Genomic DNA, 25,780 nt, shown 5'->3' with positions numbered 1-25,780 from the left:
CACCCGCCGCGCGGCCTGGTCCTCCGGTCGTCGACGGCACGACGCCCGGCCCGCCCTGCCGTGTCGTACGACTCCGACGCGCGGTGGACGTCACCTCGGTCACCGCCGGCCCCGCCGGGTCGTATCACGCTGCCTGCCCCCACCGGCCTTCACCAGGAGGAAGCACGCAATGAACGATGCCCCCGTCCCCCCGAAGCGCCGCGGGCACCGCGGGCGCCGCGGGCACGGCCACGCCAGATCGCTCGTCGGCCGCCTCTGCGCCGTGGCGCTGGCCATCGCCCTGGCGGTGCTGCCCGGCCCCGCCTACGCGGCGATCACCACCAACCAGACCGGCACCAACAACGGCTACTTCTTCTCGTTCTGGACCGACAGCCAGGGCACGGTCTCCATGGAGCTGGGATCCGGCGGCGACTACAGCACCTCGTGGCGCAACACCGGGAACTTCGTCGCAGGCAAGGGCTGGAGCACCGGCGGGCGCAGGAGCGTGAACTACTCGGGCAGCTTCAACCCGTCCGGCAACGCGTATCTCACCCTCTACGGGTGGACGAGAAATCCGCTCGTGGAGTACTACATCGTCGACAACTGGGGCACCTACCGGCCCACCGGGACGTACAAGGGCACGGTCACCAGCGACGGCGGCACGTACGACATCTACCAGACGACGCGCGTCAACGCCCCCTCCATCGACGGCATCAGGACGTTCAACCAGTACTGGAGCGTCCGCCAGTCGAAGAAGACGGGCGGGACGATAACCTCCGGCAACCACTTCGACGCCTGGTCCCGCAACGGGATGAGCCTGGGCAACCACGACTACATGATCCTCGCTACAGAGGGCTACCAGAGCAGCGGAAACTCCAACATCACGGTCGGCGGCTCCTCCGGCGGAGGCGGTGGCGGTGGAGGCGGTGGAGGCGGTGGCGGCGGTGGCTGCACCGCGTCTCTCTCCGCGGGCGAGCAGTGGAGCGACCGGTACAACCTCAACGTCGCGGTCAGCGGATCGAGCAACTGGACCGTGACGATGAACGTCCCGTCCCCCGCCAAGGTCCTCTCCACCTGGAACGTCAGCGCGAGCTACCCCAGCGCCCAGGTGCTGACCGCCAGGCCCAACGGCAGCGGCAACAACTGGGGCGTGACGATCCAGCGCAACGGCAACTCGACCTGGCCGACGGTCTCCTGCAGCGCGAGCTGACCCTGTAACACCACCACCGCGCCGTCGAGGACGGCGCCGTCCGGCCCGGACACCCGACGCGCGTGCCCCGGTGCCGGGGCGCCTCGGTCCATCCCGCCACCCCCGGTTCTCCGACCGGATACGCGCTCGTCCGGCTGTCGGCCGGAATCCGGTCGGAAACGTGGCCCCGCTTCTCTGGGGAGTGAAGCGGGGCCACCGCCGTTCCCGGAAGCCGGTATCACATTCCTAGTCGCGGAACGATCCGTCCGCCCGGCGCAGATGATTGCTAAGCAGATGCCTGCAGTCGGGACAGTGCCGCATGAACCCGCGCTTCACCACAAAGGCGATACCGACGGTGCACAAGTACAGAAGCCCGACCATCCACTTCTGCCCCACGCGGGGAACGGCCGGCTTGGTGCAGGTCTCGCAGTCTCGACAGCTCAATGTTCCCCCGTCACCGTGATGGACGACCACCTGCTTTGTAGATCGTACGTGGGAGCAATCCGTAACAAGCGTGTGAGCCCATTCCGCTTCTGCGGAATCTGGTGGCTCATACCGAATCAGGCCCAAGCAGGTGTTCGCCGTCATGCGTACGGACAGCGGGATCGGCGATTCGGAGCGCGTCCAGCAGGCGGATCGAAAAGGCTTCCGGCATAAGGCCTGAGACCTCGTCGCAGGTGAGCCACGCGGCCTTCGTCGCCTCCCCGGTCGCTCTGGCCTGTCCCCCCACCGGGCGGCAGAGAAAGACCAGGGAGACGACGCCCCCGGGCAGCTGCCATCGGCCGTTGTCGCGTCGCTCGATCGCGAGGAAACGGCTCACCGAACGGCGGCCGGGCCATCGCCGGAGCGAAAGAAAGATCCTGGCCACTTCGATGAGTGACCAGGACTCCATATACCTCGGTGTTCGAGAAGGGATCCCGTGGAGCCCGAAGACAGGCGACACCGCGGGGCGTCCGTCGTTCGGACGCCCCGCGGCGGCGTTATCCGGAAAGGCGGGCCGGGCCCGCCGGGGTGGTCAGCTTCCGTAGACCTCGAAACTGAACAGGGAGTAGCCCCACGCCGTGGCCCGGGTGGTGCCGTAGATGCGCACGTACCTGGCGGAGTTGCTCAGGCCGGTGTTGTCGTCCTCACCGCCGTTGCCGCCGGTCACCGACCGGGCGTTCGTCCAGGTCGTGCCGTTGGGCGAGGTCTGGATCTGGTACGCCGACCCGTAGGCCGCCTCCCACACCAGGCGCACCCGGTTGATCGTGTACGTGGCGCCCAGGTCGACCTGGATCCACTGCGGGTCGGAGAACGCGCTGGCCCACCGGGTCGTCGCCGACGCGTCCACCGCGGCCGAGGCCGGGTAGGCGGCCGCCTCCACGCTGGACGCCGTCGCCGGCTTGTTCAGCGCGAGGTTCGTCGACGGCGGCGTCGTCGTTCCGCTGGTGAAGGTGAAGGAGTCGATGTCGAACAGCGAGCCCGCGCCACCGGTGAAGACGAGGAACAGGTTCGTCGTCCCCGACGGCGGCGTCACGGTGCCGGTGACGTTGGCCCAGGTCTCCCAGCCGCCGGTCGGCGCGACCGTGGCCGTGCCGATCACCGTCCCGGTCGCGGAACCGGCCCGCAGGGTGAGCGTGCCACCGGCGCCGGCCGACGCGACCCTGGCCGTGAACGACGTGACCCCGGTCAGGTTGTACGGCGTGAACGAGATCCAGTCCCCGTTCTCGACGTAGCCGATCGCGTTGCCGCCGTTGGCCGACGGCTTCGCCACGACCTGCACGCCCTGCTGGGCGCTGAAGTGCTCGGCCTGACGGGTCCGCGGCTGCAGGACGGCCTGCGGCGCGTGGACGGCCGTGGTCGAGCCGACCGGGGTGTACTCCGCGTCGAAGACGCCGAAGATGTTCGCGTTGGCGTCGTGCTCACCGTCCACGGGGGTCTGGATGGTGCCCGAGCAACCGGTCGCGCTGGTCATCTGGTGGCCGTGACTGTCGTGGCCGAGGATGTAGTTGATCTTCACCCGGTTGCAGTCGATGGTCGAGGCGTTCGGGTCGACGACGCTGATCTGGAACGGGACCGCGTCACCGAAGTTGAACACCCGCCCGTTGAGCGGCAGGTTGAGGGTGACCGTCGGCTGCCCGACGCTGATGGTGGTGCTCGCCGTGGCGCTGCGGCCGGTGTTGTCGCTCACCGTCAGCGTCGCCGTGTACGTGCCGTTGGCCGTGTAGGTGAACGACGGGTTGGCCGCGGTCGAGTCGGTGCTGCCGTTCGTCGTGAAGTCCCACGCGTACGTGATCGGGTCGCCGTCCGGGTCGGTGCTCCCCGCCGAGCTGAACTGCACGGCGAGCGGCGCGTTGCCGGCCTTCGGGGTGGCGTTGATCGCCGCGATCGGGGCCTGGCCGGTGCCCGAGTTGTACTCGATCCTGTACACGGCCGAGTTGGCGTCGCCGCCGAACCAGCCGGTGCCGTAGTCGAGCACGTACAGCGCGCCGTCCGGCCCGAACTCCGAGTCCATCACCTGCGTGCCGGTCCAGGTGGGGAAGGGCTCGATCGTGCCCACCCCGCCGCTGCCGTTCAGGGTGACCGTCTTGATCCAGCGCCGGCCGAACTCGCTGATGAACACCTTGCCGTTCATCGACGCCGGGAACTTCACGTCCGAGACGAGCCCGGCGTTGTAGTTGTAGACCGGGGCGCCCATCGGCGACCAGCTTCCGCAGCACAGCTCCGACCGGTCCTGGCCGACTCCGTACGGCAGCCAGGCCGCGCGCGAGGCCGGGAGCTGGGTGATGCCGGTGTTGTTGCGCGAGTTGTTCGTCGGCCCGCCGGCGCAGTTGAACGCGGCGCCCGAGGGCCCCGACGGGAACGTGAAGTCGACGTACGGCACGTTGAACTGCGAGCAGTACGGCCAGCCGTAGTTGCCGGGCTGGGTGATGCGCTCGAACGAGACCGACGCCGCCGGGCCACGGGTGGCGCTGGCGGTGCCCGAGTCCGGTCCGTAGTCACCCAGGTAGACCGTGCCGGTGGCCTTGTCCACGTTCATCCGGAACGGGTTGCGGAAGCCCATCGCGTAGATCTCGGGCCGGGTGTTCGCGGTGCCGGCCGGGAACAGGTTGCCCGTCGGGACGGTGTAGCCGCCGGCCGCGCTCGGCTTGATCCGCAGCACCTTGCCCCGCAGGTCGTTGCTGTTGCCGGAGGTGCGCTGCGCGTCGAATGCCGGGTTGCGGTCGGTCCGCTCGTCGATCGGCGTGTAGCCGCTGGAGTCGAACGGGTTCGTGTCGTCACCGGTGGAGAGGTAGAGGTTGCCCGCCGCGTCGAAGTCGATGTCGCCGCCGACGTGACAGCACATGCCGCGGCTGGTGGGGACGTCGAGGACGGTGACCGCGGAGGCCGCGTTGAGGGTGTGGTCCGCGTTGACCGTGTACCTGGCCAGCCGGTTCACGCCGTTGAACGGGGCGAACTGGGCCGCCGTCCCGGTGGCGGGCGCGTCACCGCCCGGGGTGGACAGCGGCGGCGCGTAGTAGACGTACACCCACCGGTTCGTCGCGAAGTTCGGGTCGGCCTTGATGCTCTGCAGGCCCTCTTCGTCGTGCGTGTACACCGGGATGGTGAGCGCCACCTTGGTGTTGCCCAGTACGTCGGTGTAGCGGATCACGCCGTCGCGCGACGTGTGCAGCACGCCCCGGTTGGGCAGGACGGTGAGGCCCATCGGCTCGCCGGTCTCCGCCACGCCCTTGGCGAGCGTCACCTGGGTGTAGCCGGGCGCCGCGAGCGCCACGCCCTTGGACGCGCTCTTCGAAGCGGTGCTCGGCGCGGCCTGTGCCGCTGGAGGGCCCAGGCTGAGTGCGGTCGCCAGTACGGCGACGCATGCGACTAGTTTTCTCAACATGATCGGTGGTGCTCGCTTCCTGTAGTACGAGTCCATACAGGCGTGCGCCGATCACGCCAACGACGCGTAGGGGTGGGGGGAAATCCGTCAGCGACGTCGCTCGGACAAACTGTGACCGCTATGGGTAAAACAGTCAACAGGTGTCAGTCAGGAGTTGTGAGTCACCTCGCCTTCGAGCGCTGCGGGGGTGCGGGGTCGGACAGGTCGTCAAGCGGCTACGGGCGGACGCGCCTGAGGCGCACCACGAAGGTGGCCGTCGCCGGGGCCATTGCGGGTGGTCATGGCAACGGGACGCCGGACGCCCCGCTCACCGGCCGGGGGGAAGCCGGTGAGCGGGCCGGGGAAGCCGGTGACCGATGGGCGCCGGTGCGTCGGCGCCCACCGGCCTCCGCCGGGGGGTGACGAGCGGGGCCGGGTCGGCGGGAACGGTCGGCGTCCGTCCCCGCCGGCCCGGCTATCCCTCTTGTGCCGGCGGCACGGCACCACCTGGCGCCGCGCCGGCCGTCAGCAAGTCGCGGTGGAGCGGATCAGCAGTCGCATGACGACCTCCAGGCCGTTCGGGGGGTGTGGGGGGTGTCGCCGGCCACGGTGCGGAGCCGCGGCCGGTGGAACCGCGTGATCAGGTGCGGTGCTGTGAACACGGAGTGAGCCGGGATCGCGAAAACTCGGTGACAGATACGGCGGCGTGCCTGCCCCGGCCGCCGACATACGGTGCCAATCCCGGTGGACGAGGTGGTTCGCTTCCGGCCGATCGCCGATCTCGGCCTCGGAACAGCGAGCCTCGTCGCACGGGAGACGAGAAGTGCGGTGCCGCAATCGCAAATTGCTGCACCTCCTGAGCTTTCGCCACCTTTGCGGCTCATTCTGTAATTCTGGTGCGATCTTAAAATGTTACGTACGGACTGTCTAGATGTTACGGCCGAATCTGTGGGACTTTTGTCGACTTTGGGCGAAAGTCCAGCGCTGTCGGTCGAAACTCTCCCTGTTCGGCGCGGGGAACGGGACGGAGAACGGCACCGGGACCGGCCCGGGGAACGGAAGGAGAACACAGAGAACCCGGAGGTGTCGTGGGATCGGCCGCTGTGCCGCGTCAAGGAGGTCTGTCCGCGTCAAGGAGGCCTGTTCACGTCAAGGAGGCCTGTCCGCGTCAAGGAGGCCTGTTCACAAGGGGTGGCTTCCGCTCACCTGGCTCTTCTGCCGGGCGGTCGTGACCGTCGACTCTTCCGGGCGGTCGTGACCGTCGACCGGCGCCCGGATGCCGGGTGAGGGCGCGACACCGGCGGGCGGCGATCGGCCCGCTGATCACCGTGGCCCGGCGGGCACCGGTCAGTGCCCCCTGAACGCCTCCTCCAGCCACCAGGAGCCGTGCTCGCGGGTGATCTTGGCGTGGACGAGCAGCGGCCGGTCGCGCGGCCCCTTCAGCCAGGCGGCCACGCCGTCGAGGTCCGGCACGGCGGAGACGGTGACGGCGGCGCAGCCGTGACCGCGCGCGATGGAGGCGAGGTCGGCGGGCGGGAAGGTGACGGTGTCCAGGCGGTGACCGGCGAAGTGGTGCACCTCCGCCCCGTACGCCTCGTCGTCGTAGACCACGATCACCATCGGCAGCCCGAGCCGGACCACCGTCTCCAGCTCCGCGATACCCATCAGCGCGCCACCGTCGCCGAGGGCGGCGACCGGCAGACGGTCGGGACGGGCCAGCGCGGCGCCTATGGCGGTGGCCAGGCCGAGGCCGACGGCCTGGAAGCCCTGGGTGAAGCAGAAGCCGTTCTCGTCGGGGACATCTAGAAACATGGCCGGAAATCCCATGAAATTTCCGGAGTCGGTGGCGACGATGCGCTCGTCCGGAAGCAGGTCGTCCAGGGCGATGGTGAGCGTCCGGGGGTCGATCCGGCCGTCGCCGCTCTCGTCCTCGTACGGCACACTCCGCCACGCGCGCTCGGCCGCGATCCGGTCGGCCAGCGCGGGCGTGCGGTAGCCGCGCGGCACCGGGTTCGACGGGCGCGACCCCTCGGGACGCAGCACGCCGGCGACGGCGGCGGCCACCTCGGGGATGTCGCCGACCAGGCCCAGGGAGACCCTCTGGTGGACGGCGATGGACTCCTCGTCCAGGTCGATCTGGACGACCTCGGTGCCGGGCCCGATCAGCGCGCCGTGCCGGGTGGTCCACGCGTTGAGCGAGCAACCCCAGGCCACCAGGACGTCGGCGTCGCGGATGAGCCGGGCGGCCAGCGGGGAGGCGAACCCTCCGCTGACGTCGAGGTCCCACGGGTTGCCGCGGAAGAGCCCCTTGGCCACCGCCGAGGTGGCCAGCAGCGCCCCGACGAGGTCGGCCAGCTCCTCAAGCCGGTGCCTGGCGTGCCGGGCGCCGCGTCCGGCGACGAACACCGGCCTCTCCGACCGCGTCAGCATCCAGGCCAGGGCCTCGGCACCGCCGTCAGGCCACACGCGGGCCAGGGTGCCGGTCTTCCGCTCCGGAAGCGCGGGAAGGACCGGAGCCGTACCGGGGCCGGGCCCGGCGTCGGCCCCCTGCACGTCGAGCGGCAGGTTGAGGAGCACGGCCCGGCGTTCGCGGCTCGCCGTCGCGTACGCCCGGACGGCGGTCTCGATCGCGGAACCGGCGTCGTCTACCCGCATCGGCACCGCGCCGACCGCCGTGGCCAGGGCGTCCTGGTCGATGTGGAAGTTGGAACGCGGGTCGGTGGCCTCGCCGGCCAGCACCACCAGCGGAGTGCCACTCCTGGCGGCCTCGGCGAGCCCGGTCAGCGCGTTGGTCAGCCCCGGCCCCTGGTGCACGCTCACCACGCCGACCTTGCCGCTCACGCGGGCGTACGCGTCGGCCATCGTGGCGGCCCCGGCCTCGTGACGGGCGGCGACGAACCGGGCGCCACCGTCCACCAGCGCGTTGGTCACGCGGAAGTTGCCACTGCCCACCACGCCGAACACCGTGTCGACGCCGAGCGCGGCCAGTGCGCGGCCCACCACCTCGGCGACGATCATCGCCCCGCCCGGGGGCCGGCGGCGCGGCGGATCCGGCCCGCGGTCCGCGACGACGAGCGGGTGATGAGGTCGGCGCCCTCGATCGCATCCATGGCGCCCTACAGTAACGGCACACCGCCACCTTCGATGATCATGGTGTTGCCCTCCACGCCACCCGACCGCCCGGTGGCCGGCGCGGGTCACGTGGACGATGCCCGCCGGGGCTTCCGGCTCCCGCGGAGGCGATCCAGCGGCCCCGCCGAGGCGGCGCGACCGTCCGATAATCGCGCCCTTGAACGGCACGGCCTTTCTTTGCCCTGGCATCGGCCTGATATTTGACCCGCAGTCCTCGAAAACGCGAAACAGAGGCCCTGGTCTCCGCACGCGCATAAGATTTTCATCCAGGGGCATCGAGATCGTCCGGATGTCGAGAAACACGCCGCGAGCTGCCCGGAAGCGGTTCTCCATCTCCGGCGTACGCATTTAGGGGCGCCGGGAAAACGGGCGGAAACATCCGTGCGGTAAATCAGAGTAAACCATTCTGCTGCCTTCGCCGATACCGGCGGGAAGGCCGCAATGGTGGTCGTGTGTCGAACCTTTCCTGAAACCCGGGAAACGGTCGGCGGATTCAGTGGGAAGCCGTCGAAGGATTCGCCGTGACATCAGGCGGGCACGCGAAGGGAGTCACGCCTCCGAGCCCCGCGCACCACGGTGAGGGACAGCGCGGCGAGGCAGAAGGCGGCCAGCATGACGACGGCCATGGAGACCGTGCCGCCGCCGAGGAGGCCCGACAGAGGGGAGGCGGCCGCGCCGAGGACGAACTGGCTGCCGCCGAGCAGGCCGGAGGCCGCTCCGGGAGCGTCGTGGCCGAGTGACTGGACGACGGTCGTGGTAGCGGGCAGCGCCGTGCCGAGGCCGGAGACGGTGACGAACAGGCAGGCCCACGTGACGGCGAAGGAACCGCCGGTCGTGACCAGCGACGCGACCAGGGCCGCCGTACCGGTTCCGGCCACGGCCAGCCCCGTGACCAGCAGGGTGTCCACCCGGACGCGGGCCGACAGACGGCCGAAGAGGAGGCTGGAGGCCAGCATGCCGAGGGCGTTGGTGGCGAAGACGAGGCTGTACCGCGTGGCCGAGAGGCCGTACACGTCCTGGAAGACGAACGTCGCGCCGGCGATGTAGGTGAAGAGCGCGGCCCCGGTGAAGGACGAGGCGAGCACGTACCCCACCAGGGCGGGCCGCCCGGCGAGCGTCGCGATGGCCCTGACCACGCCGGTCACCCCGCTCGATCGCCTGCGGCCGGCGGGCAGGCTCTCCGGCACCCAGGCGAGGATCCCCGCGATCAGCAGGACGCCGAAGCCCGCCAGCGCGACGAAGACGAGGCGCCAGGAGCCGGCACCGAGGATCACCCCGCCGAGCACCGGCGCGGCCACAGGGGCCGTGAACACGATCGCGGACAGGGTCGCGAAGTGGCGGCCCGCCTCCGGGGTGCCGTGGAAGCGGTCGGTGAGCACGGCCCGTGCGACCACCATGCCCGCCGCCCCGGCGACCCCCTGCAACAGCCGCACCGCGTTGAAGATCTCGATGCCGGGGGCGGCGGCGCAGGCCAGCGACAGCACCGTGAACAGCGCGGCGCCGGTCAGCAGGACGCGGCGGCGGCCCACCGCGTCGCTGACCGGGCCGAGGAGGAGCTGCCCCGCGGCGAGCCCGACGAGAAAGGCCGTCAGGGACAGCTGGACCGAGGGGGCCTCGGTGCCGAAGGACCTGGCCAGACCAGGGAAGCCGGGCACGTACATGTCGATGGCAAGCGGGGCGACCGCGGTGAGAGCCGCGAGCACGAGGATGAGCCGGCCGTTGTGCCTCCGGCCGGTGTGCTCGGGGTCGTTGACGAGGGACTGGTTCTGGGACATGGGTGAGCCGCTTTCCGGCCGGGGGCATGGGCGGGAGCCGCCGATACGCCGGTGATCATCGGCGGTGAAGATTATGCATGGTCCGCCGGAAGAATGACACCACTAGTCACAGATGATCCATTCGATTAGCATCGGCGCTGACCGCTTCCGGACACAACTGTTGACATTTAGGGTTGTGAGGCCCGACATACGTATCGCCGGCCTGTGATCGGCAACCCGACAGCTTTTCCAGCAGGCTGTTTTTCCCCAGTAGAGGGTTATTCGTTCCACCCCATCCCGCGCCGCGGCATGCCCGCGTTGAAGGAGGACGGATGCGTACACCCGACATCTACCTGCGCAGTATCGGCGTCCACCTACCGCCGGTGGTCAGCATCGAGACGGCGGTCGCCGAGGGCCGCTACCCGGCGGAGGAGAAGGAGTATTTCCGCCTCGGCGGTGCGGCGGTGGCCGGCGACCTGCCGGCTCCCGAGCTCGCGCTCCGCGCGGCCCGGCACGCGTTCGAGCGCTCCGGCGGAATGTCGCCGCGCGATCTGGACCTCATGCTGTACGTCGACGTCTGGCACCAGGGGCCGGAGGGCTGGCTGCCGCAGTACTACCTGCAGCAGCACCTGGTCGGCGGCGACGTCCTGTCGGCCGAGCTGCGGCAGGGATGCTGCGGGATGTTCAACGCGCTGCAGTTCGCCGCCGGGTACCTGCGGCCGGGCGGCACCGCGCTGCTGGTCGGCGCCGACAACCACGGCAGCCCGCGGGTCGACCGGTGGCGCATGATCGAGGGCTACGTGGTGGGCGACGCCGGATGCGCGCTGCTGCTCACCACGGACACGGGCTTCGCGCGGTTGCTGTCGGTCAACGTGGTCGTGCTGCCGGAGGCCGAGTCGGTCAACGACGGCGGCGTGCCGCTGTTCCCGCCGGAGGCGACCGTGGGCAGCCAGCTCGACTTCGCCACCCGGCACCGCGCGTTCCGCGGGCGGCTGCTGGCCCGCGACGGCGGCGCCGGCGTCATGCTGGCGATCCAGTCGACGTTGATGGAGCTGGTCGACCGCACGCTCAAGGAGGCGGGGATCACCCTCGACGAGGTGGCGCGCGTGGCGTTCCCCCACGGGCGCTGGGACAACGTGGAGGAGCGGGCGAGCTGGTTCGGGCTGACCCTGGCCGACACCACCTGGGAGTACGGCTCCGGCGTCGGCCATTTCGGGGTCAGTGACCAGTTCGTCGCCCTCGACCACCTGATGGCCGGCGGGGCACTGGCCCCCGGCGACTACGTGCTGCTCATCGGGGTGGGGGCCGGCAAGACCCTGGCCTGCGCCGTCGTGCGGATCCTCGACATCCCCGGGCAGTACGCCTCCGACGACCTCGGCTGAGCGGCCGTACACGCCGACGATCGGGCCCGACCGGCCCGAGGGACGCTGAGCTGCCGTACGCATCGATGACCGGGCCCGACCGGCCCGGGAGGCGACGGCGACACCCGGTTGAGCGGCTGTGCGCATCGACGATCGGGCCTGACCGGCCCGGGAGATGGCGAAGACACCTGGTTGAGCGGCTGTACGCGCCGATGATCGGGCCCGACCGGCCCGGAAGACGAAGAAGACACCCGGTTGGGCGGCCGTGTGTCGGCGGTCGGGTTCGACCGGCCTGGGAGACGGCGGACACACCTGGCTTCCGCCAGGCGTGACCATTCCCGCCGCCGTTGTGGAAATTCTCGAATCGCCCGCGTGGGCGCGAATATGGGGAGGCGATGTGTGATGGACCAACCGGTCGAGATGATCGCGCTGATCGGGATCGGCTGCCGGCTGCCCGGCGGCGTCGGCTCGGTGGACGACTACTGGGACCTGCTGTGCGAGGGCCGGGACGCCGGCGGGCCCGCGCCCGCCGACCGCTGGCGCGACTACGCCGACCGCGGCCCCTCGTACGCGGCGGCGGTGCGCCGCACCCTCTCGTACGGCAACTTCCTGGACGGGGCGGCCGACTTCGACGCGGAGTTCTTCGGGCTCTCGCCGCGCGAGGCGGAGCTGATGGACCCGCAGCAGCGCCTGGTGATGGAAACCGCGTGGGAGGCGCTGGAGCACGCAGGGGTCTCGCCGGACGCGCTGGCCGGTACGGACGCGGGCGTGTACGTGGGCGTCTGCACCGGCGACTACGGCCATCGCCTGCTGGAGGACCTGCCCGACATCGAGGCGTGGACCGGGATCGGCGCGGCCACCTGCGCGGTCGCCAACCGGGTGTCGTACGCGCTCGACCTGCGCGGCCCGAGCATGGCGGTGGACACGGCGTGCTCGGCGTCGCTGGTCGCCGTCCACCTGGCCGTGCAGGCCCTGCGCGCGGGCGAGACCGACGTGGCGCTGGCCGGTGGGGTCAACCTCATCCTGTCGCCCGGCGAGACGCTGACACTGGACGCCGCGGGCACGCTGGCACCCGACGGGCGGAGCAAGTCGTTCGACGCCGCCGCCGACGGCTACGGGCGGGGCGAGGGCGCGGCCGTCGTGGTGCTCAAGCGGCTCGCCGACGCCGTACGGGACGGGGACCGGATCCTGGCGACCGTCCGCGGCAGCGCGGTCAACCAGGACGGCCGTACCGCGGGCATCATGGCGCCGTGCGGCCAGGCGCAGGAGCACGTCATGCGCCGCGCGCTGCGGCAGGCGGGCGTCGAGCCGGGCACGGTCGGGTACGTCGAGGCGCACGGCACCGGCACGGCGGTCGGCGACCCCTTGGAGGCGGGCGCGATGGCCGCCGTGTACGGGGCGGGCAGGCCGGCGGAGCAGCCGTGCCTGATCGGTTCCGCCAAGTCCAACATCGGCCACCTCGAAGGCGCCGCCGGCGTCGCCGGCCTGGTCAAGGCCGTCCTCGCGCTCGACCGCGGCGAGCTACCGCCGAGCCGGATCGAGGCGCCCACCCCGGCCGTCGACTGGGCGGGCGCCGGGCTGCGGGTGGTCGACGCGCCGACGCCCTGGCCCGTCTCCGCGCATCCGCGCCGGGCCGCGGTCTCCGCCTTCGGCTACGGCGGCACCGTCGCCCACGTCGTCCTCGAACAGGCGCCCCCGGCCGAACCGCCCGCGACTGGAAACGCGGAGAACGAGGGGAACACGGGGAACACGGGGAACACGGGCCGCCTGTACCCGGTTTCGTCCGCGTCGTCCGCGTCGTCCGCGTCGTCCGCGTCGTCCGCGTCGTCCGCGTCGTCCGCGTCGTCCGCGTCGTCCGCGCTGCCCGTGCCGTCCGCGTCGTCCGTGCCGCGGCTGTACCCGGTGTCCGCCGCGTCGCCGGCGGCCCTGCGGCAGGCCGCGGGCAACCTCGCCGGTGTCGTCGGTGTCGCCGGCGGCCTGCCCTCGGCCGACGTCGGGCACACGCTCGCGCTGCGCCGCGCCCACCTGCCGCACCGGGCCGTGGTCGCGGCGAAGAGCCCGGCCGCGCTGGCCGACCGATTGCGCACCCTGTCCACCGGCACCTCGCACGACGCGGTGACCACCGGGCGGGTGCTCGTCGATCCCGGCCCCGGCCCGGTGTTCGTGTTCTCCGGGCACGGCTCGCAGTGGGCCGGCATGGGCAGGGAACTGCTGGAGACCGAGCCGGCGTTCGCCGCGGTGATCGACGAGCTGGAGCCGGTGTTCGCCGCCGAGATCGGCTTCTCGCCGCGGAAGGCGCTCACCGAGGACGAGCTGACCGAGGTGGACCGGATCCAGACCATGATCTTCGCGATGCAGCTCGGCCTCGTCGAGCTGTGGCGGGCGCACGGGGTCCGTCCGCACGCGGTCATCGGCCATTCGGTCGGCGAGATCGCCGCCGCCGTGACGGCCGGGGCGCTGAGCCGCCTGGACGGCGCCCGGCTGATCTGCCGCAGGTCCCTGCTGCTGCGGCGGGTCGCCGGCCGCGGCGCGATGGCGATGGTGCACCTGCCGTTCGCCGAGGTGGCGCGGCTGCTGGGGGACCGCGCCGACGTGGTCGCCGCGATCGCGTCGTCGCCCGGCTCGACGGTCGTCTCCGGTGACCCGGACGCCGTGGCCGGCGTGGTGGCCGGCTGGATCGAGGAGGGCGTCCCGGCCCGCCGGGTCGCCTCCGACGTGGCGTTCCACGGGCCGCAGATGGATCCGCTCCTGGCCGGCCTGACCGCCGCCGCGGACGGCCTCACGACCGGTGTCCCCGGCATCCGCGTCTACTCGACGGCACTGGACGATCCACGGGCGGGCCACGGCTTCGACGGCGCGTACTGGGCGGCCAACCTGCGCCGGCCGGTGCGCCTGGCCGACGCGGTCGCGGCGGCCGCGGCCGACGGATACCGCGCGTTCGTCGAGCTGTCCTCACACCCGGTGGTCACCCATTCGGTGCTGGAGACGTTGAGCGCGGGCGGGTACGAGGAGATCTTCGTCGGCGCGTCGTTGCGGCGGAACCGTCCCGCGGGGGCCGCCCTGCTGAACAGTGTCGCCGCGGCGCACTGCGCCGGCCTCGACGTGGACTGGCGTCGGCTGCAGCCGGACGGCGGGCCGGTCGTGCTTCCCTCGTACCCCTGGCAGCACCGCAGGCACTGGCGTACGCTGTCGGTCCCCGACACCGGCGGTCGCGGCCACGATCCGGGCACGCACACGCTGCTCGGCGACGACATCGAGCTCGCGGGCACCGACGTGCGGCTCTGGCGGACCGTCCTGGACGACCAGAGCCGGCCCTACCCCGGCAGCCATGCCATCGAGGACGTGGAGATCGTACCGGCCGCGGTGCTGGCGGCCACCTTCTTCGCCGCCGCCGGAGGCCAGGCGCTCGGCGAGGTGACGATGTCGGCGCCGCTGCTGACCGCCGACCGCCGCGAGGTCCAGGTGGTACGGCAGGGAACCGGGCTGCGGCTGGCGGCCCGTACCGCGGGCGAACCGGACGCCGCCTGGCAGATGATCGCCACCGCCGAGGTGCCCGCCGAGCCGGGAGAGGCCCCGGCTCCCCCGGCAGTGCCGCTGGTCCAGGCGGAGCCGGGCCTGATCATGGAGCGGCTCGCCGCCGTCGGCGTGCCCGGCACCGGGTTCGGCTGGAAGGTCGAGGAGCTGCTGCGCGGCCACGGCGCGCTGCGTGCCCGGGTCCGGTGCGGGCCTGCCGCCACGTGGGCACCCGTCCTGGACGCGGCGATGTCCGTGGCGCCGAGCGCGTTCCCCGGCGACCCGCTGCTGCGCATGGTGACGAACGTCGATCGGCTGGTCACCCTCGGAGAGCCGCCGGACACGGTCGACATCGAGGTCTGGCTCGACCCCGGGCGCGCCGACACGGTGCGGGTACGGGTGACCGACCGCGCCGGCGCCGTCGTCGGCTGGCTGTCGGGACTGCGGTACCCGGTGATCGACGTGCCGGCCGCCGCCGACAACGGCTCGGAAGGCGTCCGGCCCGCCGAGTCCATCGCCGACCTGGGACCGGAGGAACTGCGCGCGTTCCTGCTCGCGGAGGTCGGCGTGCAGATCGCCCAGGAGATGCGGCTGGCGCCCGCCGACCTGTCGCCGTACCGGCCGCTGGTCGAGCAGGGGCTGGACTCGGTGCTGACGGTGATCGTCCGGCGGCGGCTGGAGCGGCGGTTCCGGTGCTCGCTGCCGACGACCCTGCTGTGGCGGCAGCCGACCGTCGCCGCGGTCTCCGACTACATCGCCGGCCTGGTGTCAGTCTCGGCCGGGAACGGGCACGCCGACGCCCCGGTGGGCGGGCCCGTGTAGATCCTGACGTTCCCCGGCGGCCGAAGTTCCCGGCGGCCGAAGGGGCCACCGCGGGGAAAGACGCCGCAAAACAAAATCACCTGAGGTCTGCTGACCTCAGGTGACTATTGATCATGCCCGGAATGATCCGGATGTATCCATCGTACGTGTCCGAGGGGGGACTTGAACCGTTCGCCCATCTCCTGAGCAGCACCGACGCTCCGTGGCTGGACCTCTCATGCCCGGAATAGGCGCGCGGAGAGGGGGCGGTGCCCACACCCACCTCAACGAGGCTGGGTCCTACCTCGCGGCACACGCCCATGCCGGGGAGGCCAAGCAACCACCAGTTCAAGATCCTCAGCAGAGGATCTCAACTGCGCTCAGGGCAGCGGTGGTAAAGGGGCAGGAGCTCGGTGATCGCAGCACCGAACCCCTTCCTGCATCCCAGCGACCTGATCAACCCGGAAGCCAGGCCGTGCGCCGCCCCTCGACATCAGAAATCGCCGGGGAGGTGGTTCCGGTCGAAGGGGCTTGGGGCGAGCGTACTCAGCGCGATCAGCACGGGGACCGGATCATCCTGGGCTTTGCGATAGCTGTCCTGCTGGCGGTCGCCGGCGCGGCCGCCTACGTCTCGTACCACCACTTCTACGGTCTGGCGATCGCTCTGGGTGAGCGGCACGACATGGCCATCCTGTATCCGGCGATGTCTGACGGTGTGATCGTCATGGCGTCGCTGGTGATGGTCTACTGCTCGCGTCGTCGGCTACGTGTGCCGGTGCTGGCATGGGTGGCGCTCGCATTGGGCGGGGCGGTGACGCTGGCGGCGAACGTGGCGCACGGCTGGTCCGGCGGACTCGGATCGCGCCTGATCAGCGCCCTGGCACCGCTGGCCTTCGCGGGCGCGTACGAACTGCTCATGTGGATCGTCCGGAACACCCGGCAACCGCCCACCGAGACCCTGGCCAAGGACCACGTGCACCAGCCCGTTGAGACTCTCGTTGAGGTGGAACGCGTGGTGCCGCTGCTGCCCACCGACCGGTACGAGGCGGCGCGTCTCACCTACATCGAGAGCCTCAGTGAGGGCAATCAGCGGGTCGGCCGACGGCCGCTGATGAGCCGTTGGGGGCTGGAACAGCGCGAGGCCGAGGAGATCATCGCCGAGGTGGAGAAGGAGCGGGCTCACGCCATCGTCGAGGTGGCCGAATCAGAGAGTGTCGTGCCGCCGCCGGGAGGCCTCCGTTCGACCGGAACGAGCGAGGCCTATGGCGCGTAGTAAAGGACATCGGTAACAGGGTGGTCGGGTCGTCCTCCAATCGTCCAGTTTGATCATCGGACGGTCCCCCATTCCGAAACGATCAAGATTCTGGGCCGCGATAAATCATTTATCGCGGCCCAGGATTGGCGCCAAGATTAATTTGAGTTCCGTAGAGCATGTTCACCAGCGGCATTAGCGACATCACGGCGATGTCCTGGTCCAGGCTCTCGGCTTCGGCGAAGACCTTGTGCTGTCGCCAGCACAGTTCGGTTGCCAGGTCGGGCATGCCGCTATCGGAGGCGATGAGCGCGGAGAAGTTGAGGACACCGCAGGCGCGGGTCACCCGCTTGGAGTGGTTCGCGTCGGGTGTTTCGGCGGTTAGCGCGGTGAGCTCTGCAATGCGCTTGTCCAGTGGAAGCCCGGGGGGTTTGGGTCGGCAGACCAGCGGGATACGGGCGGCGATCTGTGCCTGTGAGCTGTAGTTGGCGGCTGTGAACGATAGACGGCGGACGTTAATCCCGGTTCGGAATCATCGATAGCGTAGGGGCCACCGGTTCCTGTACAACATGCTGTGCTTTGTCAGTGTCTTTGCATGATTTGAGGTGAACCGCACCAGGATTGCTGGAGGTGATGTACCCCGGCGCGGTTCACCTCGGATGATGGCACTTATCCAGGGAGTAAGAGCGCTGGTGATGCCCTCGGACTGGCCCCCTCGACCAAGGGTTCGACAGGTTCGCCCACCTGACACCTGTTGCGAAGCCGAGGAAACGCCAAGCAGCGTGGTGTGTTCTGCGTCACACCGAGCGACTGCAGCCACTGTTGCCTCCATCCCCGGCGGCCACCTTCTTCTGTATTTTGCCGCCCCGCCATGTCATTTATGGAACGTCCCAAAAGCAGGCGACCCCGTCCCTGACGCCTTTTCGCTGCACTTCCGTGGACACCGCCACGCCCCATCAAGCGTGAATCGCACCCTTGGAGCAGCTCAGGGCACCATGTAGGAGCTGAACCAGAGATCAGCACCCTTTTCTTTGTGTGATCGTTTCGGCCCACCCAATCGATAACTCAGAGTAATCATTTGAGTGTGAACCCGGCATGTCGCATTTCTAAACCTAAAAAATGAGCCTTGTTCAACCGCAGCTGCACGTATTGCGGACACAAAGGTTCTTTGTGTAATTTTCAATCGTTTGCTGTCCTGCACTCCGAACCATCGCATCTGGCCTGGCCAGAGCGCTGCGGCGGGCTGGGGTAACGCGAGAGCGTTCGTTCTCGCGATGACGTGTTCGGAGGATGACGGCGTATGCGCCGGAGTTTGTCATGGTCGTTTTCGGTGCGCGTGAAAACGTGGGCATCGGTGGTCGTCGTTACGGCTGTAACCCCGGGGCTGCTGTTTTTCCAGGCAGTACCGGTGGCCGCCGCGATGCAATCGGCTGCGCTCTTCCACAGCATCCCTGACACACCAGACCAGTTGACCGGGTCGGCGGCGGGATTTCCTTCCTTAGTGGACAGCAAGGCGACCACCGAGGTGTCGGCGGTGGTGGTCGACGGCCAGTGGCGTTCAGATATCGAACCTCCCGAAGGCGCGGTCCCCGTCGAAGAGCGCTTTGTCGATCAGCGGGTGACCGGCACCCAAACCGGGACGTCGTCGAAGACCTCGGCCGCCCCGGCGCAGTCGCAGGCCTCGCTGCTGGCCGATGAGCCGACGTTGCTGAATACCTTCCCGCGCAACGGGATGCTGATGGATTCGCTGACTCCCACCTTGCGGGCCCAAGGGCGCAGCACTGTAGGCGGGTCAGTGCGGTACGCCTTCAAGATCTGTGACAAGGAAACGATGACCGGGACGGGGTGCACCTCCTCGGGCACCCTGGCCGCCGGGGTCAATACCTGGAAGGTGCCGGCGGCCAAGCTGGCGTGGGGCAAGCAGTACTGGTGGACGGTTACTGTCACCGACACCTCCAACTCGATGTCGACCCTCTCGCCGGTGCACACCTTTGTCACCGGGGTGCGCCAGCCGGTGGTGACCTCGCAACTGGCCACTTCTGGGGTGGGTGGGCAGGAGTTTCACCAGCAGAGCGGCAACTACACCACCACCGTCACCGATTTGTCGGTTCCCACCGCTGGGCCGCCGCTATCGGTGACGCGCTCCTACAACAGCATGGATCCGCGTACCGACGGGATCTTCGGCGCGGGCTGGTCGACCCGCTGGGACATGAAGATCGTCAAGGAGGTGCGGGGCGCGGCCGTTGCGGCGTTGGTGACCTACCCCGATGGCCGTCAGGTGCGGTTCATGGGCAGCGGGGCGGGGGTCTTTCAGCCGCCGCCGGGCATGCACGCCACCTTGGCCGAGGAAAGCGGCGGCACCTGGCGGCTGATGGACAAGTCGGCCACCACTTATGCCTTCGACGCCCAGGGCCGGTTGACCGAGGTCACCGACGCCCGGGGCCGCAGCCAGGAACTGACGTATGGCACGGGTGGGAAGCTGGCGACGGTGACGGCTACCGGCGGCCGGTCGCTCATGTTCACCTGGAGCGGCGCCCACGTCATCTCGGTCTCCAGTGACTCGGTGGGCGGATCACCGCTGACGTGGACCTACCACTATGACGGGGATCGATTGACCGGGGTGTGCGCGCCGGTGGTCGCCCCCAACTGCACCCACTACAGCTACGGCACCGGTTCTCAATACCGCAGCGGCGTGTTGGACGCCGACCCCTACGCTTACTGGCGGCTGGGTGAGACATCGGGGACGGTGGCGGCCGACCAGGGCGCGGGCCGAAGTGACGCCACTTATCAGGGGGTTGGTTACGCCAAGCCCGGCGCACTGGCTGGCAGTACCGACACCGCGGTGGAATTCACCACCGGCTCGGCGCTGAAGCTGCCCGCCAACACGGTGCCGCACCTGGGTGATCAGATCTCGGTGGAGGTGTGGTTCAAGACCAGCCAGTCCGGGGTGCTGATGGCCGCCGGCACCCAGGAGACCTCCAACATCCCGTGGGGGCCGATGCTGTATGTCGGCACCGACGGCAAGCTGCGCGGCTCGCTGGCCGCGGTCGCCGCGCCGATCACCTCCACCAGCGTGGTCAACGACAACACCTGGCACCACGTGGTACTGACCGTCTCCGGCCAGAACCAGACGTTGTTCCTGGATGGCGCGCCGATTGGCACCTTGAGTGCGGCGGTAACCGCGTGGCGCAACATCGCGACGGTGGGCAACGGCGTCGCCGACCCGGCCACCTCACCTGCGGTGCCTACCCCGCGGGCGGCGTTCCCGTTCAAGGGGTTCATCGACGAGGTCGCGATCTACGACAAGCCACTGACCGAGGCCGAGGTAAGCGCCCACCACGCGGCCCGGGCCGAGACGGTGCACAAGCTCACCGGCGTCACCCTGCCTTCAGGGCGCATCTGGGCGACCAACATCTACGACGCCGCGACCGACCGGCTCAAAACCCATGTCGACCGCAATGGCGGCACCTGGCAGATCGGCACGCAGAGCTACGACTCGCAAAACGGCGCCGCCCGCGTCACCGTGGTCGACCCGCGCAACGAGGAGTTGAAGTATCTCTACGACGCCTGGCGTGGGTATCGCATCATCAGTGAGACCGACCAACTGGGACACACCTCCTGGCATGAGTACAACCTGTCGGGCTCGCTGGCCAAGCTGATCGACCGCAACAACATCGTCAACGACGTCTACTTCGACGAGCGCGACAATCTCATCGCCCGCAAGTATTGCCGCGCCGCTGGTCAATGCGCGATCGAGACCTGGAAGTATCACCTCAACACCAGCGACGCCTTCGATCCGCGTAACGACCTGGTGACCGTGCACCGCGATGGTCGCTCGGCCTCCGACACCGACACCACCTACGCCACCACCACCGAATACACCACCTACGGTGAGGTGACGAAGGTAACCAGCCCGGCCACCCCGGATTTCCCCACCGGCCGGTGGACGATCTCCACTTATACCGATGGCACCGAGTCCGCGATCGGCGGCGGCACCACCCCGGCCGGGCTGCTGGAGGTGGCCAAGGACCTCAAAGACAACGAGACAACCTACCGCTACACCGCCTCCGGGCAGGTGGCCGAGCAGACCAGCCCATCAGGGCTGAAGACCACCTTCACCTACGATGCGGTAGGACGGCTGACCTCACGCGCCGAGATCTCAGCGGCCCATCCCGCCGGGATCAGCACGACCTTCACCTATGACGGCCTCGGCCGCCTGATCACCCGCACCGATCCTGGGGTGAAGAACGAGGTCACCAACCTCACCCACACCGCCAAGACCACGCTGACCTACGATGCTGACGGCAACAAGCTCACCACCATCATGACCGACTTGACCGGCGGCGATGCGACGCGCACCACCACCTACACCTACGACACCAAGGGGCGAGTGGAGACGGTCACTGACCCCGAGGGCGGAGTGACCGCCTCCACCTGGGATGTCACCGGCACTCAGACGTCCCAGACCGACCCGGTGGGCACGGTCATCACCTTCGCCTACACCAAACGCGGAGAGCCGACCTCTGCCACGTTGAAGAACTGGACCGGCAGCCCGGTCAGCCCACAAGCCGCCCAGGACGTGGTGCTGGAGTCCTCCTCCTACGACCCCGGCGGCCGACTGGCCGGTCACATCGACGCGATGGGCCGTAAGAAGGCTTATACCTACTGGATGGATAACCGCGCGGCGACGACGAGCGGCGACGACGTCCGCCTCAACGGCCTGACAACTCCAGCTGATGTGGTGTTGGAATCAAGCGAATACGATCCGGCCGGCAACCTCACCAAGAAGGTCACCAACGACCCGACAGGCCAAGACACTGGCGGCGAGAAGGTCACCACCGACTACGTCTATGACGCCGCTAGTCGTCTGACCTCCACCACGTTCGACCCGGCCGCTCTCGGCCGCAAGACCGCTTTCGAGTACGACAAGAACGACAACGTCACCAAGAAGACCTTCACCGCAGCTGGCACCACCCGCGTCGAATCCACCTCCTACCTCTACAACGCGCTGAACCAGGTGACCCAGCAGACCGTGGAGAACGGCGCCGAGGACCTGGTCACCACCAGCGTCTACGACGACCGCGGCCTGCTGACCGCGACCGTCGACCCGCGCGGCAACGCCTCCGGCGCCACGGCCGCGGACTTCACCGCCACGATGCGCTACGACCTCGCCGGCCAACTGGTGGAAGCCAAATCACCGCAGGTGACGATCGAGAAGAACGGCACCACCGCCACCACCGGGCGGCCCACCGTCAGGTACGGATACAACAGCGCGGGCCTGCAGAGCCACCTCATTGATGCTGAAGGGCGCACCACCACCTCCGTCTTCGACAAGGCCGGGCGCCTGACCTCGACCATCGGTGCGTCCTACACCCCGCCGGGCAGCAGCGCGATCACCCCTGCGGTGAGCTTCAGCTATGACGCGGCCGGGCGGCAGACCACCATCACCGACCCGCGCGAGCACGTCACCTCCACCGTCTACGACGCGCTGGGGCGCCCGGTCAAGGTAACCGAACCCGGCTCATCTGGGCCCGGCGGCATCCGGGTGGCCGAATACGATCTGCTGGGCGAGCAACTCGCGGTGATCGATCCCACCGGGGCGCGCACCGAAGCCACCTACGACGATCTAGGCCGACAGGTCACCCAGACCCAGATTGAGCGCACCCCCGCCACCGTGGCGCACATCACCAAGTTGACCTACGACGCGGCGGGCAACCTCACCACCACCGTCGCACCGGGGCCAGGCAACAAGATCACTACCTACACGGTCAACGCCGCCGGGGAGGTCACCGCCACCATCGCCCCGGCCACCCCCAGCAGCACTACCCTGGCCAGCCGCACCACCAGCTTCGGCTACGACCTGATGGGCCGGCAGACCAAGGTGACCGACGCTCTGGGCAACGCCACCGAGGCCACCTACGATCTGGCCGGCCGCAAGACCGCCGCCAAGGATCTCACCGGCGCCACCACGGTGCGCACCGTCGGCTTCGGCTATGACCCGGCCGGTAACCCGACCAGCACCACCTCGGGTGAGGAATATGTCACCCAGCGCACGTTCGACGCCGCAGGGCGACTGACCTCCCTGATCGAACCGGTCTCCGCGACCTCGTCGATCACCTCGACGTTCGGCTACGACGCCACCGGGGCACGCACCCGCATCACCGATGGCCGCGGCAACGCCACCTGGACCACCTACAACGCCCTCGGCCTAGTCGAATCGGTCATCGAACCGTCCACCACCGCCCACCCGAACGCGGCTGATCGGACCTGGACCAGCATCTACGACGCCTCGGGCAACGCCACCGCCGCCCTCCAGCCGGGCGGGGTGCGCATCGACCGCACCTTCGACCAGCTGAACCGGGTGACCACGGAAGCGGGCAGCGGAACCTCAATGGCCACGGTGAACCGCACGGTCACCTACGACAGCGCGGGCCGCCTCACCGCGATCGGCGACTATAGCCTGGAATACAACGACCGCGGTCTGCCGACCGAGATCTCCAAGGCCACCAACCAGATCGCCGCCTACGCCTACGACGCCACCGGTAACCTCACCCAGCGCGTCGACCCCGCAGGGACGGCGAACTACACCTGGGATGCCGCCGACCGGCTCAACACCGCCAGCGACCCGGTGACCGGACGCACCTGGACCTATGGCTACGACAACGCCAACCGGCTCACCAGCAAAACCTCCGCCAACCCGGTCAGCACCCAGACCTACGGCTACGACGCTGTGGACCGGCTCACCTCCCAAGCGGTAAAGAACAGCTCCGGCACCGAACTGTCGAAAATCACTTACGGGTGGGACAAGGACGACAACCTCACCACCAAAAACACCACCGGCACCGCCGGAGCCGGGACCAACACCTACGCCCACGACCGCGCCGGACGGCTCACCTCCTGGACAGCCCCCGGCGGCGCCACCACCACCTACGAATGGGACGCCTCCGGCAACCGCACCAAAGCCGGCAACCAGACCTTCGTCTATGACCAGCGCAACCGGCTCACCAGCGGAGCCGGAACCGACTACACCTACACCCCCCGTGGCACCACCGCCACCGAGACCAAGGCCGGCGTCACCCGCAACCTCACCTTCGACGCCTTCGACCGGCTCATCTCCGACGGGGATACCGCCTATGGATACGACGCCCTGGACCGGATGACTTCGCGCACCGCTAGCGCCACCCAGCAGCGCTTCATTTACTCCGGCCTGAGTAACGACCTCGTCACCACCACCGACAGCGTGGGCGCCGTTCAGGCCAAGTACGGTCGCGACCCGTTCGGCGGCCTGCTCAGCCTCCAGGAGGGTGCGAGCCCCGCGCTCGCCACGATGACCGACCTGCACGGCGATGTGGTGGGTACCTTCTCCGGCACTGCCCTGGTCGACTCGGTCGCCTACGATCCCTTCGGCACCGTCACCCACCGCTCCGGCACCCAGCGCGGCCTCGGTTACCAGGGCGAGTACACCGACCCTGACACCGGCAAGGTCAACATGCACGCCCGCTGGTACCAGCCCGGCACCGGCGCTTTTGCCTCCCGTGACACCGCCACCCTCAACCCGGACCCATCAGTCCAAGCCAACCGCTACACCTACGCCAACGCCAGTCCCCTTACTAACGCCGACCCCAGCGGGCACAACTCCATTCAGCTCAACACCGTGGGTTCTCAAAACGGCGCAAGTGGCGGCTCCGGCTGGCAGTCCTACGACACCAGTGGCTACTGGGAAAAATACCTAGACCGAGATTCCTCAAGTTGGGACTTCAACCCGCCGGAGGTCATCCCAGGGCAGCCGTACTACTCATGGCCTGATCAGCCGTGCTGTCTTGTGGCGATGGATTGGTGGTTCGACGAGGAAAGAGGGAGAGCGATAGGTGTCACAGAGAAAGGAAAAACTGCACCGAAAGGCTACTGGGACGCGAGCAAAGAGAAGCGGGATCTCTTCGATCGTTCCGCCGAATTTGTGGATGACGATAGGGCGCTTAACGCCTTATGGGAAAAGATAAATTCATTAACCTCCGAAAAGGCGAAGGGTGTAGCCTTCGTTGCAAACGCGACGCTAATCCCGGCCCCCAGCAAAACGAAGAAAACAGCAAGGGTATTCCCGCTCATTCTCCCGCTTGTTGCAATTTCAGCTAAGGGGCTAATTGGTTTATTGGTTGGCACGACAGTTGCCCTCGGCGCATCGATAATAGCGTACGAGTGCTATCGAACCTCCTGTGTCGCAAACATGGCGAAATTAGGGTCGATAACCGTCCCTTTTCCGTCCTCCAATTCCACTACTGCAATACGTCATGCCCAGACGCCATACATCGTCTACGAAATAAAAGGACCTGCCGCGCAAACATGGAAGTATGGCATTAGCCGCCAGGCAGGGATCAAGAGGGCCAATAGTCAGCTAAGCACATGCAGGTCAAGCTATGGCGGCACTGGAGTATGTACTGCGGTAACTCTCCATCGAGTGACGGGCTGGTACACGGCCCGATCAATCGAAGCGGGACTTATTTGGAGTTATGTCCTTTCGAATGGCAAATGCCCTCCAGGACATAAGCCGCCTATCTGTCGATAGGTAGGCCGCAACCGATTAGATAGCAAGTAGCAGTAGGAACGAAGGGCCGTGGATCTCTGCGCAGGGGAGAGACAGAACACCCTCGTTGAGGTCCATGGCATCCCCACTCCGTTTTACCATTGCGCGCTACCGAGTCGCCTCTATGCTATAGTTTTTAACTAAAGACTTCTCCAATTGTCCCGGAACTGTGGGTTGTGGCGGTAAAGAATGTGTCCAAGTAACAGCAATTACGGTAATATAGAAGCACTGTGGAGGCTTGCGAGAGATAAAAAAATAAAGAATCGGGTTGCTGCAGCACAATCACCTGAAGTCACACACGAGATACTTAATTTTCTAGTGACGGATGAGTCTCAAGCTGTCAGGCGGGCCGTCGCTAACTGGGACGGTTCAGG

General features: G+C 68.5%; 10 protein-coding genes. 5 read left to right on the top strand and 5 right to left on the bottom strand.

Translation table 11 applies throughout. The features are described from left to right. Positions 1 to 169: 169 nt before the first annotated feature. Entirely contained in the window at positions 170 to 1,189 is a 1,020-nt protein-coding gene (locus tag ACSC1Q_RS07710; protein ID WP_436757970.1) for an endo-1,4-beta-xylanase XynA, read from the top strand. 529 nt (positions 1,190 to 1,718) lie between these two features. On the opposite strand, the gene ACSC1Q_RS07705 is transcribed toward ACSC1Q_RS07710, so the two are convergent. The 4 genes from ACSC1Q_RS07705 to ACSC1Q_RS07690 all read right to left on the bottom strand — a co-directional run bounded on the left by ACSC1Q_RS07705 (position 1,719) and on the right by ACSC1Q_RS07690 (position 9,919). Further along, positions 1,719 to 2,060, bottom strand: a complete 342-nt coding sequence (locus ACSC1Q_RS07705) for an NUDIX hydrolase (protein WP_436757969.1) — start codon at positions 2,058 to 2,060, stop codon at positions 1,719 to 1,721. A 123-nt stretch (positions 2,061 to 2,183) separates the two neighbouring features. Further along, entirely contained in the window at positions 2,184 to 5,033 is a 2,850-nt protein-coding gene (locus ACSC1Q_RS07700; protein WP_436757968.1) for a carbohydrate-binding protein, read from the bottom strand. 1,326 nt (positions 5,034 to 6,359) lie between these two features. Continuing rightward, positions 6,360 to 8,030, bottom strand: a complete 1,671-nt coding sequence (locus ACSC1Q_RS07695; RefSeq protein ID WP_436757967.1) for a thiamine pyrophosphate-binding protein — start codon at positions 8,028 to 8,030, stop codon at positions 6,360 to 6,362. 641 nt (positions 8,031 to 8,671) lie between these two features. Beyond that, the gene (locus ACSC1Q_RS07690; protein ID WP_436757966.1) at positions 8,672 to 9,919 is read right to left on the bottom strand and encodes a multidrug effflux MFS transporter; all 1,248 of its coding nucleotides are present in this window, start codon (positions 9,917 to 9,919) and stop codon (positions 8,672 to 8,674) included. A 311-nt stretch (positions 9,920 to 10,230) separates the two neighbouring features. On the opposite strand from ACSC1Q_RS07690, the gene ACSC1Q_RS07685 reads away from it, so the two are divergent. From ACSC1Q_RS07685 to ACSC1Q_RS07675, 3 genes are all read left to right on the top strand, one after another. Beyond that, a complete protein-coding gene (locus tag ACSC1Q_RS07685; protein ID WP_436757965.1) occupies positions 10,231 to 11,280 on the top strand; it encodes a ketoacyl-ACP synthase III family protein in 1,050 nt (349 codons plus the stop codon). 381 nt (positions 11,281 to 11,661) lie between these two features. Further along, positions 11,662 to 15,594 carry a type I polyketide synthase gene (locus ACSC1Q_RS07680; protein WP_436757964.1) on the top strand — a complete coding sequence of 1,311 codons (3,933 nt, stop codon included), beginning with the start codon at positions 11,662 to 11,664 and terminating at the stop codon, positions 15,592 to 15,594. 490 nt (positions 15,595 to 16,084) lie between these two features. Then, complete coding sequence (locus ACSC1Q_RS07675) at positions 16,085 to 16,846, top strand: DUF2637 domain-containing protein (protein ID WP_436757963.1); 762 nt, start codon at positions 16,085 to 16,087, stop codon at positions 16,844 to 16,846. Between the two features lie 109 nt (positions 16,847 to 16,955). Here the strand turns inward: ACSC1Q_RS07675 and ACSC1Q_RS07670 are convergent, their stop codons facing one another. Continuing rightward, positions 16,956 to 17,171, bottom strand: a complete 216-nt coding sequence (locus ACSC1Q_RS07670) for a hypothetical protein (protein WP_436757962.1) — start codon at positions 17,169 to 17,171, stop codon at positions 16,956 to 16,958. Positions 17,172 to 18,125: 954 nt separating this feature from the next. Here ACSC1Q_RS07670 and ACSC1Q_RS07665 point away from each other — a divergent pair. Continuing rightward, positions 18,126 to 25,388 (top strand): LamG-like jellyroll fold domain-containing protein, encoded by a 7,263-nt coding sequence (locus tag ACSC1Q_RS07665; RefSeq protein ID WP_436757961.1) that lies wholly within the window; start codon positions 18,126 to 18,128, stop codon positions 25,386 to 25,388. The last annotated feature ends 392 nt before the right edge of the window (positions 25,389 to 25,780 follow it).

The sequence above is a fragment of the Streptosporangium heterodermiicola genome (genome assembly GCF_051390675.1).
Lineage (GTDB): Bacteria > Actinomycetota > Actinomycetes > Streptosporangiales > Streptosporangiaceae > Streptosporangium.
Note: the sequence above shows the minus strand (reverse complement) of the source record. Positions and strands in the feature narration are given on the sequence as shown.